The sequence below is a fragment of the Streptomyces sp. NPDC127119 genome, from assembly GCF_042677425.1.
Taxonomy (GTDB): domain Bacteria; phylum Actinomycetota; class Actinomycetes; order Streptomycetales; family Streptomycetaceae; genus Streptomyces.
Genome location: NZ_JBHXTO010000046.1, coordinates 15,686 through 31,360 on the forward strand (window position 1 = coordinate 15,686; position 15,675 = coordinate 31,360).

Genomic DNA, 15,675 nt, shown 5'->3' on the forward strand with positions numbered 1-15,675 from the left:
CGCACCGTACGGACGCTGTCTGAGAATTTCTTTAAGATCCCGGGATCCTCACGCACGGGTCGGCAGATCCCCTTGTCCGGCGGCTGCCGCGCGTGCGGCCCGCCACTCCCGCGCGAGGACCGACCACACCTCCGTGTCCTGCCGTACGCCCCGGTGGGGCCAGTTCTCGCGCAGGACGCCCTCGCGGCTCATGCCGAGCCGGCGCGCCACGTTGAGGCTGGGCACGTTGGCGACGGCCGCGTGCCACTCCACGCGGTGGATGCCGCGGACGTCGACCGCCCAGTCGATGAGGACGCGGATCGCGCGCGTGATCAGACCACGGCCCGCCGCCGCGGGCTCCAGCCAGCAGCCGACCTCGCAGACCCCGTGCTCGGCGTCGAAGACGCGGAAGAGCACACCGCCGACGAGCTGCCCGTCCAGCCACACCCCGTGCAGGCTGCCCGTGTCGGCGGCCTTCTTGTCGGCGAACGACTGGAGCAGCTCGCGCGCGGAGTCGGCGTCCGTGACGCGCGACCCGAAGGAGATGTACTGCTGGACGAACTCGCGTCCGCGGTCGAGATGGGCCAGGAACTCGTCCGCGTGCCACGGCTCCAGAGGCCGCAGTTCGCTGCCGTCGTCACCCAGGGATATCGCGTACATCCTGCTGTCGCTCCTTCACGAGTACCGCCACGGGTACGTCCGCCGGTGCGTCCACCGCGTCCACCGCGTCCGCCGCACCCGGCGCGTCCACGAGCGCGTCGCCGCGCGCCCCGGGGATCGTCGCACGACGGCCCGGACCGGCGGTACGGATTTCCGGCGGCTCGATACTGAGCCGCGGCAGGCGCCGGTCGAGCCAGCCGGGCAGCCACCAGTTGGCGCCGCCGAGCAGGTGCATGAGGGCGGGCACCAGGAGCGTACGCAGCACGAACGCGTCGAGGGCGACGGCGGCGGCCAGTCCGACGCCGAACATCGCGATCACGCGGTCGCCGCTGAGCACGAAGGCCAGGAAGACCGAGATCATGATCACGGCGGCGGAGTTGATCACCCGGCCGGTCTCCGCGAGGCCCACCCGGACGGCTCGGCGGTTGTCGCCGGTCTCCAGCCACTCCTCGTACATCCGGCCGACCAGGAACACCTGGTAGTCCATGGAGAGCCCGAAGAGCACGGAGACCATGATCACGGGCAGGAAGGGCTCGATCGGACCGGCCCGGCCCAGGCCCAGCAGTTCGCTGCCCCAGCCCCACTGGAAGATCGCGACGACGACCCCGAAGGAGGCGGCGACGGCGGCGACGTTCATCGCGGCGGCCTTCAGCGGGATGCCGACGGACCGGAAGGCGAACAGCAGCAGGAGGCAGCCCAGACCGATCACCACGCCCACGAAGAGGGGCAGTTTGCCGACGATGACGTCCGCGAAGTCGTCGTATCCGGCGGTGATGCCGCCGACCTGGAGGTCGAGCGTGGTGCCGGTCCCGGCCCGCGGCAGCACGTCGGTACGGAGCCGTTCGACGAGTTCGCTGGTCTGCCGCGACTGCGGTGAGGACTCCGGTACGACGACGAGGTAGGCGGTGTCCCCGTCGCCGTCGTACGTCACCGGGGTCACATCCCGCACGCCTTCGGTCTCCCGGAGCGTGGCGTCGAGATTGTCGAGGGCGAGCCGGTCCTGGCCACCGGTGACGGGCGTGACGAGGGTCAGCGGCCCGTTCATGCCCGGCCCGAAGCCCTCCGAGATCAGGTCGTACGCCTGTCGCGTGGTGGCCGTTCCCGGGTTGTTGCCCTGGTCGGAGGTGCCCAGGTGCAGCGAGAACATCGGCACCGCGAGCAGCGCCATCACGGCGACGGCGGCGCCGCCGAGGAGCTTGGGATGGCGTTCGACGAAGGCGGACCAGCGGGCGGCGAGCCCGGTGGGGACCTCCGGTTCGGGCCCGTGCTCGGCCAGCCTGCGGCGTTCGCGGCGGGTCAGCGCGCGCATGCCGATGAAGGAGAGCAGCGCGGGCAGCAGGGTGACGGAGGCCGCGACCGTGAGGACCACGGTGAGCGAGGCGGCGATCGCGACACCGTTCAGGAAACCGAGCCGCAGGATGAGCATGCCCAGCAGGGCCACGCAGACGGTGGCGCCCGCGAAGACGACCGCGCGCCCGGTGGTGGCCACCGCGTTGCGGGCGGCCTCCTCGACCGGGAGACCGCGCTTGAGGCCGCGGCGGTGCCTGGTCACGATGAACAGCGCGTAGTCGATGCCGACGCCCAGCCCGATCAGCAGGCCGAGCATGGGCGCGAAGTCGGCGACGGTCATCACATGCCCGAGCAGCGCGATGCCCGCGTACGCGGTGCCGACGCTGACCAGGGCCGTGGCGATGGGCAGGGCCGAAGCGGCGAGGGAGCCGAAGGCGAGGAAGAGGACCACCGCGGCGACGGCCACGCCGACGATCTCGGCAAGGTGTCCGCCGGAGGACTCGGTGAGGGCGACGGCCTGGCCGCCCAGCTCGACCTGGAGTCCGTCGGTCCCGGCCGCCTTCGCGGCGGCGACGACGGCCGAGGCCTCGCCCCGGTCGATGTTCTCGGCCGGCTCGTCGAAGATCACCGTGGCGTAGGCGGTACGCCCGTCGCCGCTGATCTGCCCGGAACCGGGCCCCTCACTGCCGGGACCGTCGCTGCCGGGACCGCCGTAGGGGCTGACGACCGCGGCCACCCCCGGCAGACCGGCGATCCGGTCGAGGGTGCGGGTCATGGTCTGTTCGACGTCGGCGGCGCGGACCGTACCCGGGGTGGAGTGCCAGACGACGGTGTCGCCGTCGCCGCCGAGGCCGGGGAAGTTGTCCTGGAGCAGTTCGGCGGCCCGACCCGACTCGGTGCCCGGCACCTGGTAGTCGTTCGAGTACGCGGAACCGGCGACCAGTGCGGCGGTGGCGGTCCCACCGAAGGCGACGAGCCAGAGCAGTAGAGCGACGAGACGGTGCTGCACACACCAACGTGCGAGGGCTGCCACGGACGAGCTCCCTGGGGGATTTGTGGATCTTTATCGGGAACTGCCCGCAAAGAACGCATGACCGATGCGTTGTCACTCTTGCAGCCGAAAGTGATCGTTGGACTCATTCATGGCCTTACTCACAGGAATGCGAGCCAGTTCACACGACAATCCAACAAACTCTGTAGCCCCACGGCTCAGCACGTCCCATCCAGGGACTCCCATCCAGGGACTCCCATCCAGGGGCGCGGGGAACGGCGCAATCTTGTCGCTTTCAGGCGCGCGGGGACCGGCGCAGTCGTGTCACTTTCAGGGGCGCGGGGACCGGCGCAGTCTTTTCGCTTTTAGGGGCGCGGGGAACTGCGCAATCTTTTGGGCCCGCCCCCACGGACCCGCACCCGTCAACGCACCCAAAAGCGGGGCCCCGGACGGCGGAACGCCGAAGGGCGTCGCACCCTCAGGTGCAACGCCCCTCCGCACAGACAAGCAGGGCTATCCCTCGACGCCCAGCTTCTCAAGGATCAGCTCCTTGACCCGCGCAGCGTCAGCCTGCCCCCGCGTGGCCTTCATGACGGCCCCCACCAGGGCGCCGACCGCAGCCACCTTGCCGCCACGAATCTTGTCGGCGACACCCGGGTTGCCCGCGATGGCCTCGTCGACGGCGGCCGTCAACGCGCCCTCGTCGGAGACGACCTTCAGACCGCGCTTCTCGACGACCTCGTCCGGCGTGCCCTCGCCCTTGATGACGCCGTCGATGACCTGCCGGGCCAGCTTGTCGTTGAGGGACCCGTCGACGACCAGCGCGGCCACCCGGGCGACCTGCTCGGGCGTGATGGCCAGCCCGTCCAGGGACACCCCGGACTCGTTGGCCGCACGCGCCAGCTCGCCCATCCACCACTTGCGCGCGGAGGCCGCGTCGGCCCCCGCCGCGATCGTGGCGACGATGAGGTCGATGGCACCGGCGTTGAGCATCGACTGCATGTCGTGGGCGTTGACGCCCCACTCCTCGCGCAGCCGGTTGCGACGGGCCAGCGGCTGCTCGGGCAGACCCGCGCGCAGCTCCTCGACCCACGCGCGGGACGGCGCGACCGGTACGAGGTCGGGCTCCGGGAAGTACCGGTAGTCCTCGGCCTCCTCCTTCACACGCCCCGAGGTCGTCGACCCGGTGTCCTCGTGGAAGTGGCGGGTCTCCTGGATGATCGTGCCGCCGTCGTTGAGCACGGCGGCGTGCCGCTGGATCTCGAACCGGGCCGCACGCTCCACGGACCGCAGCGAGTTGACGTTCTTCGTCTCGCTGCGCGTACCGAACTTCTCCCGGCCGTGCGGGCGCAGCGACAGGTTCACGTCGCACCGCATCTGGCCCTGCTCCATGCGCGCTTCCGAGACACCGAGCGCCTTGATGAGTTCGCGCAGTTCGGCGACGTACGCCTTGGCGACCTCGGGGGCACGCTCGCCCGCGCCCTCGATCGGCTTGGTGACGATCTCGATGAGCGGGATGCCGGCGCGGTTGTAGTCGAGCAGCGAGTGCGAGGCGCCGTGGATACGGCCCGTCGCGCCACCGACGTGCAGCGACTTGCCGGTGTCCTCCTCCATGTGGGCGCGCTCGATCTCCACACGGAAGATCTCGCCGTCCTCCAGCTGGACGTCGAGGTAGCCGTTGAAGGCGATCGGCTCGTCGTACTGGGAGGTCTGGAAGTTCTTCGGCATGTCCGGATAGAAGTAGTTCTTCCGGGCGAAGCGGCACCACTCGGCGATCTCGCAGTGCAGCGCGAGGCCGATCTTGATCGCGGACTCGACGCCGATCGCGTTGACGACCGGCAGCGCGCCGGGCATGCCCAGACAGGTCGGGCAGGCCTGCGAGTTGGGCTCGGCGCCCAGCTCGGTGGAACAGCCGCAGAACATCTTGGTCTTGGTGCCGAGTTCGACATGGACTTCGAGGCCCATGACGGGGTCGTACGACGCCAGCGCGTCCTCGTACGACACCAGGTCAGTCGTGGCAGTCACGGTGAAACTTTCCCTCTCAGCCCAGCAGGACGTCGTCGTCGCCCAGGCGCTTGAGCTCCCGGTAGAGGATGGCGAGGCCGGTGACGATGGCGGCGGCGGATACGGTCGCGTCGATCAGCCTCAGCGTGTCCCCGTCACTGCGGGCCAGCTTGATCTGCTTGGCGACGCTGATCGCGCCGAACGCGGTGCTGCCGAGCGACACGTACAGCCCGGTCTTCGACTTCTTGAAGTTCTTTGCCTTCTTGGCCATGGCGGTCACAGCGACGGAGCCTCCTCGATCAACGGGTGGCCCCAGCGTTCCACGAACGCGGCCTCTACGGCGGCTCCCACCTTGTACAGGCGGTCGTCCTTGAGGGCCGGCGCGATGATCTGGAGGCCGACGGGCAGGTTGTCCTCGGGTGCGAGGCCGCAGGGCAGCGACATCGCGGCGTTGCCCGCGAGGTTGGTCGGGATGGTGCACAGGTCCGCGAGGTACATCGCCATCGGGTCGTCGGCGCGCTCGCCGATCGGGAAGGCGGTGGTCGGTGTCGTCGGCGAGACGATCACGTCGACCTGCTCGAACGCCTTCTCGAAGTCCCGCGTGATGAGCGTACGGACCTTCTGGGCGCTGCCGTAGTACGCGTCGTAGTAGCCGGAGCTGAGGGCGTACGTGCCGAGCATGATGCGGCGCTTGACCTCGTCGCCGAAGCCCGCCTCACGGGTGAGGGCGGTGACCTCCTCGGCGGAGTGCGTGCCGTCGTCACCGATGCGCAGGCCGTAGCGCAGACCGTCGAACCGGGCGAGGTTGCTCGAACACTCGGACGGGGCGATGAGGTAGTACGCCGACAGGGCCAGGTCGAAGGACGGGCAGTCCAGCTCGACGATCTCGGCGCCCAGTTCCTTCAGGAGCGCGACCGACTCGTCGAAGCGCTGCACGACACCGGCCTGGTAGCCCTCGCCGCGGAACTGCTTGACGACGCCGACGCGCATACCGTCCACGCTGCCGTTGCGGGCGGCCTCGACGACGGCCGGGACAGGCTCGTCGATGGAGGTCGAGTCCATCGGGTCGTGTCCGGCGATGACCTCGTGCAGCAGGGCCGCGTCGAGCACAGTACGGGCGCAGGGCCCGCCCTGGTCGAGGCTGCTGCTGAAGGCCACCATGCCGTACCGGGACACCCCGCCGTACGTCGGCTTGACGCCGACCGTGCCGGTGACGGCGGCGGGCTGGCGGATGGAACCGCCGGTGTCCGTGCCGATCGCGAGGGGCGCCTGGTAGGAAGCGAGGGCCGCGGACGAACCGCCGCCGGAGCCGCCGGGGATGCGTGACAGGTCCCAGGGGTTGCCGGTCGGGCCGTACGCGCTGTTCTCGGTGGAGGACCCCATGGCGAACTCGTCCATGTTGGTCTTGCCGAGGATGACGACGTCGGCCGCCTTGAGCCGCGCGGTGACCGTGGCGTCGTAGGGCGGGATCCAGCCTTCGAGCATCTTGGACCCGACGGTGGTCGGGATGCCCTTGGTGGTGAAGATGTCCTTGAGGGCGAGGGGCACACCGGCGAGCGGCCCCAGCTTCTCCCCCCTCTCCCGCTTCTCGTCGACCGCGCGGGCCTGGGCGAGCGCCCCTTCCCGGTCGACGTGCAGGAAGGCGTGCACCTTCTCGTCGACGGCGCCGATGCGCGCGAGGTGCGCCTCGGTGACCTCGACGGCGGTCAGTTCACCGGAGGCGATCGCGGCGGCGATCTCGGCGGCGGTGAGCTTGATGATGTTGACGTTGCTGTCCGTCATGGTGATTAGTCCTCCCCCAGGATCTGCGGCACCTTGAAACGCTGCTGCTCCTGGGCCGGGGCGCCGGAGAGCGCCTGCTCGGGGGTGAGCGACGGACGGACCTCGTCCGCGCGCATGACGTTCGTCAGCGGCAGCGGGTGGGAGGTCGGCGGTACGTCTTGGTCGGCGACCTCGCTGACGCGGGCGACCGCGCCGATGATGTCGTCGAGCTGACCGGCGAAGTGGTCGAGCTCTTCGCCCTTCAGCTCCAGACGCGCCAGTCGGGCGAGGTGGGCGACCTCCTCGCGCGTGATGCCAGGCATGCAGCGATCCTCAGGGGTGAGTGCGTGTGGTGAGCCCCAATCCTATGGGGCACGACCAGATCCCCGTACATCGGTTTCCCCCACCCCACCTCACACCCACGCCACACGGGCAACACACCCCACGCGGACGACACGAACCGCGGGCCGCACGGACGGCAACCACGCGGCCCGCACGCCGGACGGACGAAACCGTGCGGGCCGCGCGCGACGGCCGGCCGGGACCGCGCCAGGCGTCGCGCCGGACGGGTGGGCCCACGTCACGGCCGGGACCGCGAAGGCGTCGTGCCGGACGGGCGCGGGACCGCGCTGGGCCTCACCACGGGCGGGCGCCGACGGCGGGCTGGGCCCACGGGACACGCCCACCCGTCGGAACGCCTGTCACGGGTGGGCGGGTGGGAAAAAAGGTCCTTACTCGTCCGCAGCTGCCGCAGGCAACGCGGCAGCGGGCCGCTGCCACCCCCGGGACCCCCGCGCCAGCAACCACGCCGTGGCCTCGTCCGGAGGCATCGCCGCGGCGACCAGCCACCCCTGAACCGCGTCGCACCCGAGGTCGCGCAACCGCTCCCACGTCTCGTCGTCCTCGACGCCCTCCGCGACGACGAGCAGCCCGAGCGAGTGCGCGAGATCCACCGTGCACCGCACGATCTCCGCGTCCTCCGTGTCCACCGCGAGCCGCGCCACGAACGAGCGGTCGATCTTCAGCTCGCTCACCGGCAGCCGCCGCAGATGCACCAGCGACGAGTACCCGGTCCCGAAGTCGTCGAGGGACATCTTCACGCCGTGCGCGGTCAGCGCGGCGAGGGTGTCCGCGGCCCGCTGCGGGTCCTCCAGCAGGACGTGCTCCGTGATCTCCAGCTGCAGCGCCCCCGCGGGGACCCCGTGCCGGGCGAGCCGCGCGGCCACCGATCCCGCGAAGCCGGGGGTGTGGACGTCCCGGGGCGACACGTTGACGGCGACCGGCACCCGAAGCCCCTGGGCCCGCCAGCGCGCGACCTGCGCGAGCGCCGCCTCCAGTACGTACTCGGTCAGATGCGGCATCAGACCGGACGACTCGGCGATGGCTATGAACTCGTCCGGCGGCACCTTCCCGCGCTCGGGATGCACCCACCGTACGAGCGCCTCGAGTCCGGCGACCTGCCCGTCGAAGCGCACCTTCGGCTGGTAGTGCAGTTCGACGTCGCCCGCGTCGAGCGCCCGCCGCAGATCGCCCAGCAGTCCGAGCCGGTCGGGGGTGTTGGAGTCCCGCTTGGACTCGTAGACCTCCACCCCCGTACGGTCCCGCTTCGCCTGGTACATCGCGACGTCCGCCCGCCGCAGCAGCCCCTCCGCGTCCAGCGCGTGGTCGGGGAAGACGGCGAGCCCGGCGCTGGCCTCCAGCACGAGCGTCAGCCCGTCGAGGTCGAGCGGCGACCCGAGCGCGGTGACGAGGCCGCGGGCGACCCGCGTCGCCGAGGTCGTCGAGTCGGCGACGGGCAGCAGCACGGCGAACTCGTCCCCGCCCAGCCGCGCGGCCTCCGCCCCGCGCGGCAGGGCGACCCGCAGCCGGTCCGCTATCTGCAACAGCAGCCGGTCCCCGGCGAGATGCCCGAGGGTGTCATTCACGGACCTGAAGCGGTCCAGGTCGATCAGCATCAGAGCGGAACGCGCACCGATCCGTTCGGCGTCGTCGAGCGCCCGCCAGGTCCGTTCGAGCAGCCACTGCCGGTTGGGCAGACCCGTGAGGGGATCACGCAGTTGCTCCTCGGCCCGGGCCCGCGCTATCCAGAGCGTGGAGTCGAGGGCGATGAGGGGCACGGCGAAGAGCGGCAGGAGCGCGGGAAGGGCGATGGCGACTACGCAGATCAGCGGAGCGATGCCGAGCAGTGCGACGGCCACGAGCCCCTGTCTGACCAGTGCCGTGCGGGCGACGGTCGGCAGTCCCGGCGTGCGAGGCGCGTGGAGGTACCAGAGCAGCGCGCGGCTCACGAGGAGATACGCCCCGGCCGCCAACACCACCTGAGGCACGGTGAAAACGGTCCAGTTCTCCGGTTTCCAGGGCGCCTCGACGGACGGCACCCGGCCGAACGCGGCCAGCACCAGCGCCCCCGCGCCGATGCCGAGGATGTCCACCGCGCCGTGCAGGATGCCCTGGCGCCAGCGGTGCCGGCGGGCTATGCCGACGAGCACGACGACGGTGAGGCTGACCATTCCGGCCGGCACCCAGCCGTACAGCAGCAGGACGGCGAGGGTGAGGGCCGCTCCGGAGCCCGTGCCGCCCCACCATCGGGACCGTCCCAGGGCGACCAGATGCCCGACGATGACGCCGACCAGGACGGCCAGCGCCCAGCCGGCCGAGCCGGACGGGAAGAGCGAGTGGTGGCCGGTGAAGGCTCGGTAGAAACCCGCGCCCAGCACGGCCGCGGCGGCCACGACGACCGCCGTGGGCAGCGCGGGCCAGGTCAGCTGCCGGTCGGTCTCCTGGCCGGGCAGCTGGGAGTGGGAGCCGTGGACGGCGGTGAACCGGCCCGAGCCGGGCCCGTCCGTACCGGCGTGCTGTCCGGTGCCGTACCCCGGTGAGCCCGGGGCCCCCGGCAGGCCGGACCGCTCCGCGGGCCGGGTGACGCCGAGGCCCGCCCCGAACTCCCGGCTTCGCTCCAGCAAGGGGTGCCCCCACCGCCGCACGCCGGTCATCCAGCGTGGGCGCAGCCGTGAGTCCGGAGCGGCGCTCTCGGTCGGTTCCATTCCCGTCCCTCTCACGGCCGGCGGTGCCCACGCCACGCGGCCCGACGCACGATCAGTCCCTCAACGGCTCCGCGTCTGAAAAACCCTTCCCCCGACTCCTGAAGAGCATGGGGGTGCCCCAACCGCAGCTGGGCACGGCAGGCGCAGACCTCAACAGTAGGCCGCAGAAGGCTCCTAAGGGCAGCGGTCGTCTACGGTTGCCCGAATGCGACACGGCCGCCCCTATGCATCTGGTATGCGCCGAACGGGTGGTCTTCAACCGCTACCCCTCGATCGGAAGTGCCGCTTCCGCCGCCGCCTCCGGTCCCTGTTCGAGCAGAACGGCGAAACCGTCCTCGTTCAGAACCGGCACTTTGAGCTGCATGGCCTTGTCGTACTTCGATCCAGGATTGTCACCTACGACAACGAAAGCCGTCTTCTTCGAAACAGAACCGGTCACTTTCGCCCCACGGCTCTGCAGTGCCTCTTTCGCTCCGTCGCGGGTGTGACGTTCCAGCGTGCCGGTGACCACGACGGTCAGTCCCGCGAGCGGACGGGGCCCCTCGTCCTCGCCGGAACCCTCCTCCTCCATGCGGACGCCGGCGGCCTTCCACTTGCGGAGGATCTCCTGGTGCCAGTCGACCGCGAACCATTCCTTGAGCGAGGTCGCGACGATGCCGCCGACACCGTCGACCGCCTGCAGCTCCTCCTCGGTCGCCGCCTGAATCCGGTCGATGGACCGGAATTCGCGGGCCAGCGCCTCGGCCGCGACCGGACCCACGTGCCGGATGGACAGACCGGTCAGGACCCGGGCCAGTGGACGCTCCTTGGCCGCCGCGATGTTCTCCAGCATCGCCAGGGCGTTCTTGCGGGGTGCGCCCTCCTGGTTGGCGAAGACGGTCGCGATCTTCTCCTCGCCGGTCTCCGGGTCCCGCTTGGGCAGTCCGCTGTCCTGGTCGAGGACGTACGCCCTGATGGGCAGCAGCTGCTCGATGGTGAGGTCGAAGAGGTCGCCCTCGTCCCCCAGGGGCGGCTGCGCGGGCTCCAGCGGCTTGGTGAGCGCGGCGGCGGCCACGTAACCGAAGTTCTCGATGTCCAGGGACTTCCGGCCCCCGAGGTAGAAGAGGCGCTCGCGCAACTGGGCCGGGCAGGTGCGGCCGTTCGGGCAGCGCAGGTCGATGTCGCCCTCCTTGGCGGGCGCCAGCGGTGTGCCGCACTCGGGGCACTCGGCGGGCATCACGAACTCCCGCTCGCTGCCGTCGCGCAGGTCGACGACCGGTCCGAGGATCTCGGGGATGACGTCACCGGCCTTGCGCAGCACCACCGTGTCACCGATGAGGACACCCTTGGCCTTGACCACGTCCTGGTTGTGCAGGGTCGCGAACTCGACCTCGGAACCGGCCACCGTGACGGGTTCCACCTGCGCGTACGGCGTGACGCGGCCCGTACGGCCCACGCCCACCCGGATGTTGACCAGTTTGGTGTTGACCTCCTCCGGCGCGTACTTCCACGCGATCGCCCAGCGCGGGGCGCGGGAGGTCGAGCCGAGGCGGCCCTGGAGGGGGATCTCGTCGAGCTTGACGACGACGCCGTCGATCTCGTGCTCCACGGAGTGGCGGTTCTCTCCGTAGAAGGCGATGAACTCCCGCACACCGTCGAGGTCGTCGACGACCTTGCCGTAGCGGGTCGTCGGCAGGCCCCACTCGCGCAGCAGCTCGTACGCGTGCGAGAGGCAGTCGATGTCGAAACCCTCGCGCGCGCCGATGCCGTGCACCACCATGTGCAGCGGGCGGGTCGCCGTGACGCGGGGGTCCTTCTGGCGCAGTGAACCCGCCGCCGCGTTGCGCGGGTTGGCGAAGGGCTTGTCGCCGGCCTCCACCAGACGGGCGTTCAGCTCCTCGAACTTCTCCATCGGGAAGTAGACCTCGCCGCGGATCTCCACGAGGTCGGGGATGCGCTCGCCCTGAAGGCGGTCCGGGATCTCCGCGATCGTGCGGACGTTGGGCGTGATGTCCTCGCCCGTGCGGCCGTCACCGCGGGTCGCCGCGCGCGTGAGACGCCCGTGCTCGTACGTGAGGTTGACCGCGAGGCCGTCGACCTTCAGCTCGCACAGGAAGTGGTACGCGGACGCGCCGACGTCCTTGGCGACGCGGTCGGCCCAGGCGGCCAGCTCCTCGTCGTCGAAGGCGTTGTCGAGCGAGAGCATGCGCTCGCGGTGCTGGACGGCCGTGAACTCCGTCGCGTACGCCCCCGCGACCTTCTGGGTCGGTGAGTCCGGCGTACGCAGCTCGGGATACTCCTCCTCCACGGCCTCCAGGGCGCGCAGGAGCTTGTCGAAGTCCGCGTCGCTGACGACCGGCGCGTCCTTCACGTAGTACCGGAAGCGGTGCTCCTCGATCTGCTCAGCGAGCTGCGCGTGCTTCTCCCGTGCCTCGCTGGGCGCGGGCTGCGCAGCCGAGGCGGTCTGTGCGTCCTTGTCGCCGGCCACCGTGTCGTCCTCCGTCACTCTGGGTTGTCCGCGAGGGATCTCGCCGCCCGGACGCAGTGGGCGAGCGCCCTGCGCGCGTACTCGGGGGAGGCGCCCGCGAGTCCGCACGACGGGGTGAGCGTGACCGCGTCCGTGAGAAGCCCCGGACTCAGCCCCAGCCTGCGCCACAGCGTCCTGACACCCATGACGCTACCGGCAGGGTCTGACAACGGACCGTCCGTGCCCGCCACGACACCGGCGAAGAGCCGGGTCCCCGCCTCCACCGCTTCCCCGATGACGTCGTCGTCACGCTCGGTGAGCAGCGAGAAGTCGAAGGAGACGGCGCTCGCTCCGGCCCTGCGCAGCAGCGCGAACGGCACGTCGGGGGCGCACGAGTGCACGACGGAGGGCCCGCCCTCCTGCACGCCGATGACCTCGCGCAGCGTCGCCTCGACGAGCTGGCGGTCCACGGCCCGGTGGGTGCGGTAGCCGCTCGCGGACCGCACATGGCCGCGCAGGACGGCGATGAGCGAGGGTTCGTCGAGCTGCAGGACGATCTCGGCGCCGGGGACACGGCGGCGTACGTCGGCGAGGTGTTCGCGCAGGCCCTCGGCGAGCGATCCGGCGAGGTCGCGGCAGGCTCCGGGGTCGGAGAGCGCGACCTCGCCGTTGTGCAGCTCCAGGGCCGCCGCGAGGGTCCAGGGGCCGACGGCCTGCACCTTCAGCGGCCCTTCGTAGCCCTGGGTGAACTCCTCCAGGGCGTCGAGGTCCTCACCGAGCCAGGATCTGGCCCGCTTGGTGTCGCGGCCCGGCCGGTCCCCGAGCCGCCAGCCGCTGGGCTCCACGCGCGCGTACAGCTCGGAGAGCATCCCCGCGGTCCGGCCGATCATGTCCGCGCCGGGGCCGCGGGCGGGCAGTTCCGCCAGATACGGCATGCCCGTCCCGGGGCCCTCGAAGGTCCCGGCCACGCTCTTGGCGGTCTCCCGGGCGTCCCCGCCCGGCATCGACCCGATGCCGGTGGCGGGGCCGGGCCTGAACTCGCTTTTTTCGCTCACCCGGGAAGCCTACGGAACGGGCGGGGGTCCGGAGCCCGCGGGAGGCAGCGTGCATGCCCGGGTCCGGTCAGCGGCCGGGGCGTACCGTCAGGTCGTTGACCTCGGCGTCCTTCGGCAGATCGAGCGCCATGACGATGGTCGTCGCGACGGATTCGGGGTCGATCCACTTCGAGGGGTCGTACTCCTTGCCCTCCTGCTGATGCACCTTGGCCTGCATGGCACTCGCGGTGCGCCCCGGATAGACGGACGTGACCCGGACCCCGTTCGCGTGCTCCTCGTGCCGCAGGGAGTCCGCGAGGGCCTTCAGACCGTGCTTGGAGGCGGCGTACGCGGACCAGTCGGCGTACGCGTTGAGCCCGGAACCGGAGTTCACGAAGACCACATGTCCCTGCGTGAGCCGCAGTTGGGGCAGGAAGTGGCGGGTCAGCTCGGCCGGCGAGATCAGATTGACGTCGAGCTGATGACGCCAGGTCTTCGGGGTGAGGTCACCGACCCTTCCGAGGTCGATGACACCCGCGATGTGCAGGAGCGAGTCCACCCGGTCGGGCAGCGTTTGGTGGGAGAACGCCCAGGACAGCCGGCCCGGGTCCGCGAGGTCACCGACGAGCGTCCGGGCGCCGGGGAACTCGGCGGCCAGCTCCTTCGCGCGGCCCGCGTCGCGCGCGTGGAGCACGAGTTCGTCCCCGCGCGCGTGGAGGCGGCGGGCGACGGCCGCGCCGATGCCGGAGCCGGCTCCGGTGATCACATGAGTAGCCATGCCCGCCATGCTCGCAGCACGCGCCCTCACCGCGTGCCGCGGCTCTCCTCCAGGTAGGCGAGCGCTCCCACGGCCTCTTCCGCGAAGAACACCAGATCGGTGAGCGGCACGGGCAGGAATCCCTCGGCCTCCATGCGCAGGAACTGCTGCTTCAACCCGTCGTAGAAACCGGCGGTGTTGAGCAGCACGACCGGCTTGTCGGTGTGCCCGTGCTTCTTCAGCTCCAGGATCTCGGTGGCCTCGTCGAGGGTGCCCGTCCCGCCGACCATGACGACGACGGCGTCGGCATTCTCAAGAAGCAGCGCTTTTCGCTCCGCGAGATCCCGCGCGACGATCATCTCGTCGGCACCGGGGCGCGCCTTCGCCGACAGGAACTCCACGGAGACGCCCACGAGCCGCCCGCCCGCCTCCTGCACGCCGTCGGCGACGACCTTCATGAGCCCGACGTCGGAACCGCCCCACACGAGCGTGTGCCCGCCCTTGCCGAGCAGTTCGGCGAACTCACGGGCGGGCCGGGTGTAGCGCTCGTCGAGCTCGGCGGCGGAGAGAAACACACAGATGTTCATGCGCTCAATTTACGGGTCGCCCCAGGCGTCGAGAGAGCATCCGGGAAGGGGAAGAACGCGACGGCGCCGAACGCTGCACTTAATGAGAACGCCACTTCCGCGCGACCTCTACCGAGGAGTCGAATCGTGACCAAGGGCCATCGCATCACCGTCGAGCAGGGCACCGAGCACGTCCGGGCGGTCCACAACGGCCGGGTGCTCGCCGACAGCACCCGCCCCCTGGTGCTGCGCGAGACGGGCCTCCCGCCGCGCTACTACCTCCCGCCGGAGGACGTCCACGTGGACCTGCTGACCCCGTCGGACACGTCCACCCACTGCCCCTTCAAGGGAGACGCGTCCTATTGGTCGCTCCCCGACGCCCCCGACCTGGTCTGGGCCTACCCGGACCCGAAGCCGGAAGTGGCGGAGATCAAGGACCACTTCTGCTTCTACGAGGTGGAGACGGTCACGGCGGGCTGACACCGCCGGTCGGCGGCGAGCGGATACCGACCGACGAAACCGGCTCGACGTAGGTCGGTTCGGTGTTCGATCATGCGGTCATGCCCCTGAGAGACACCCTTGCCCGGGTCGACGCGGACCTGGCCGCCGGCCGGGTGCCCGTCGCGCGGCAGCGACTGCGCGGGCTCGTGTCGTCCTTTCCGAACGACCTGACGCTGCGCCGACGCCTGGCCGAGGCGTACCGGCTGTACGGGGATCCGGCGGAGGCGGGCCGCTGGATGTACCTCGAACAGGACAGGGACGCGGCCGAGACCTCCGCGTTCGAGGCGAGGTACCACTCGCCTCGGCGGCGCATGCGGGCACTCGCCTGGCGGGGCGGTGAGCCGCTCGCCCCGACAGCCTTCGCCGAAGAGCAACTGGCGGCGGTACGAGCCGCTTGCTCCGCCGCTGCGGGACGCCCCGTCGACTGGGACTCGGTGCCGTCCGACGAGAAGACGGAAGCCAGCAGGCGAAGCACTTTCGGCGAGCGTCTGGCAGGGGCCGGGTGCCTGGTGGCGACCCTCGCCTTCATCGCGATCTGGGTGAACGGAGTCGTCGCCCTCTTCGACTGACTCGCGCCTCAACTCGGCGGACACCCCCGCCCAGGGCGTGCGGCGGGGGTGCCTGTGCGCCGGGAGGCACGAG

At 70.9% G+C, this 15,675-nt stretch carries 13 protein-coding genes; 2 read left to right on the forward strand and 11 right to left on the reverse strand.

Going from position 1 to position 15,675, the window contains the following annotated elements; all coding sequences use genetic code 11:
- Nucleotides 1-48: 48 nt before the first annotated feature.
- The 11 genes from ACFVH5_RS20870 to ACFVH5_RS20920 form a co-directional block, all read right to left on the reverse strand.
- The gene (locus tag ACFVH5_RS20870; RefSeq protein ID WP_385835126.1) at nucleotides 49-639 is read right to left on the reverse strand and encodes a GNAT family N-acetyltransferase; all 591 of its coding nucleotides are present in this window, start codon (nucleotides 637-639) and stop codon (nucleotides 49-51) included.
- A complete protein-coding gene (locus ACFVH5_RS20875; protein WP_385835127.1) occupies nucleotides 617-2,962 on the reverse strand; it encodes an MMPL family transporter in 2,346 nt (781 codons plus the stop codon). Before ACFVH5_RS20875 ends, ACFVH5_RS20870 begins: the two co-directional genes overlap by 23 nt.
- 471 nt (nucleotides 2,963-3,433) lie before the next feature.
- On the reverse strand, nucleotides 3,434-4,945 hold the full coding sequence (gene gatB / locus ACFVH5_RS20880) for an Asp-tRNA(Asn)/Glu-tRNA(Gln) amidotransferase subunit GatB (protein WP_385835128.1): 1,512 nt from the start codon (nucleotides 4,943-4,945) through the stop codon (nucleotides 3,434-3,436).
- 16 nt (nucleotides 4,946-4,961) lie between these two features.
- Complete coding sequence (locus ACFVH5_RS20885) at nucleotides 4,962-5,195, reverse strand: hypothetical protein (RefSeq protein WP_210889627.1); 234 nt, start codon at nucleotides 5,193-5,195, stop codon at nucleotides 4,962-4,964.
- A 5-nt stretch (nucleotides 5,196-5,200) separates the two neighbouring features.
- A complete protein-coding gene (gene gatA, locus ACFVH5_RS20890) occupies nucleotides 5,201-6,706 on the reverse strand; it encodes an Asp-tRNA(Asn)/Glu-tRNA(Gln) amidotransferase subunit GatA (RefSeq protein ID WP_385835129.1) in 1,506 nt (501 codons plus the stop codon).
- 5 nt (nucleotides 6,707-6,711) lie between these two features.
- Nucleotides 6,712-7,008 carry an Asp-tRNA(Asn)/Glu-tRNA(Gln) amidotransferase subunit GatC gene (gene gatC, locus ACFVH5_RS20895; RefSeq protein WP_015036350.1) on the reverse strand — a complete coding sequence of 99 codons (297 nt, stop codon included), beginning with the start codon at nucleotides 7,006-7,008 and terminating at the stop codon, nucleotides 6,712-6,714.
- A gap of 408 nt (nucleotides 7,009-7,416) precedes the next feature.
- Nucleotides 7,417-9,729 (reverse strand): putative bifunctional diguanylate cyclase/phosphodiesterase, encoded by a 2,313-nt coding sequence (locus tag ACFVH5_RS20900; RefSeq protein ID WP_385835130.1) that lies wholly within the window; start codon nucleotides 9,727-9,729, stop codon nucleotides 7,417-7,419.
- A gap of 262 nt (nucleotides 9,730-9,991) precedes the next feature.
- Complete coding sequence (gene ligA, locus ACFVH5_RS20905) at nucleotides 9,992-12,196, reverse strand: NAD-dependent DNA ligase LigA (RefSeq protein ID WP_385835161.1); 2,205 nt, start codon at nucleotides 12,194-12,196, stop codon at nucleotides 9,992-9,994.
- A gap of 14 nt (nucleotides 12,197-12,210) precedes the next feature.
- Complete coding sequence (locus ACFVH5_RS20910; protein WP_385835131.1) at nucleotides 12,211-13,230, reverse strand: methionine synthase; 1,020 nt, start codon at nucleotides 13,228-13,230, stop codon at nucleotides 12,211-12,213.
- Between the two features lie 67 nt (nucleotides 13,231-13,297).
- Nucleotides 13,298-13,996 carry an SDR family oxidoreductase gene (locus ACFVH5_RS20915; protein ID WP_385835132.1) on the reverse strand — a complete coding sequence of 233 codons (699 nt, stop codon included), beginning with the start codon at nucleotides 13,994-13,996 and terminating at the stop codon, nucleotides 13,298-13,300.
- A gap of 17 nt (nucleotides 13,997-14,013) precedes the next feature.
- Nucleotides 14,014-14,553 carry a TIGR00730 family Rossman fold protein gene (locus ACFVH5_RS20920; protein WP_385835133.1) on the reverse strand — a complete coding sequence of 180 codons (540 nt, stop codon included), beginning with the start codon at nucleotides 14,551-14,553 and terminating at the stop codon, nucleotides 14,014-14,016.
- A 126-nt stretch (nucleotides 14,554-14,679) separates the two neighbouring features.
- On the opposite strand from ACFVH5_RS20920, the gene ACFVH5_RS20925 reads away from it, so the two are divergent.
- Both ACFVH5_RS20925 and ACFVH5_RS20930 read left to right on the forward strand, forming a co-directional pair.
- Complete coding sequence (locus ACFVH5_RS20925) at nucleotides 14,680-15,012, forward strand: DUF427 domain-containing protein (RefSeq protein ID WP_385835134.1); 333 nt, start codon at nucleotides 14,680-14,682, stop codon at nucleotides 15,010-15,012.
- 80 nt (nucleotides 15,013-15,092) lie between these two features.
- A complete protein-coding gene (locus ACFVH5_RS20930; RefSeq protein WP_385835135.1) occupies nucleotides 15,093-15,602 on the forward strand; it encodes a DUF6584 family protein in 510 nt (169 codons plus the stop codon).
- The last annotated feature ends 73 nt before the right edge of the window (nucleotides 15,603-15,675 follow it).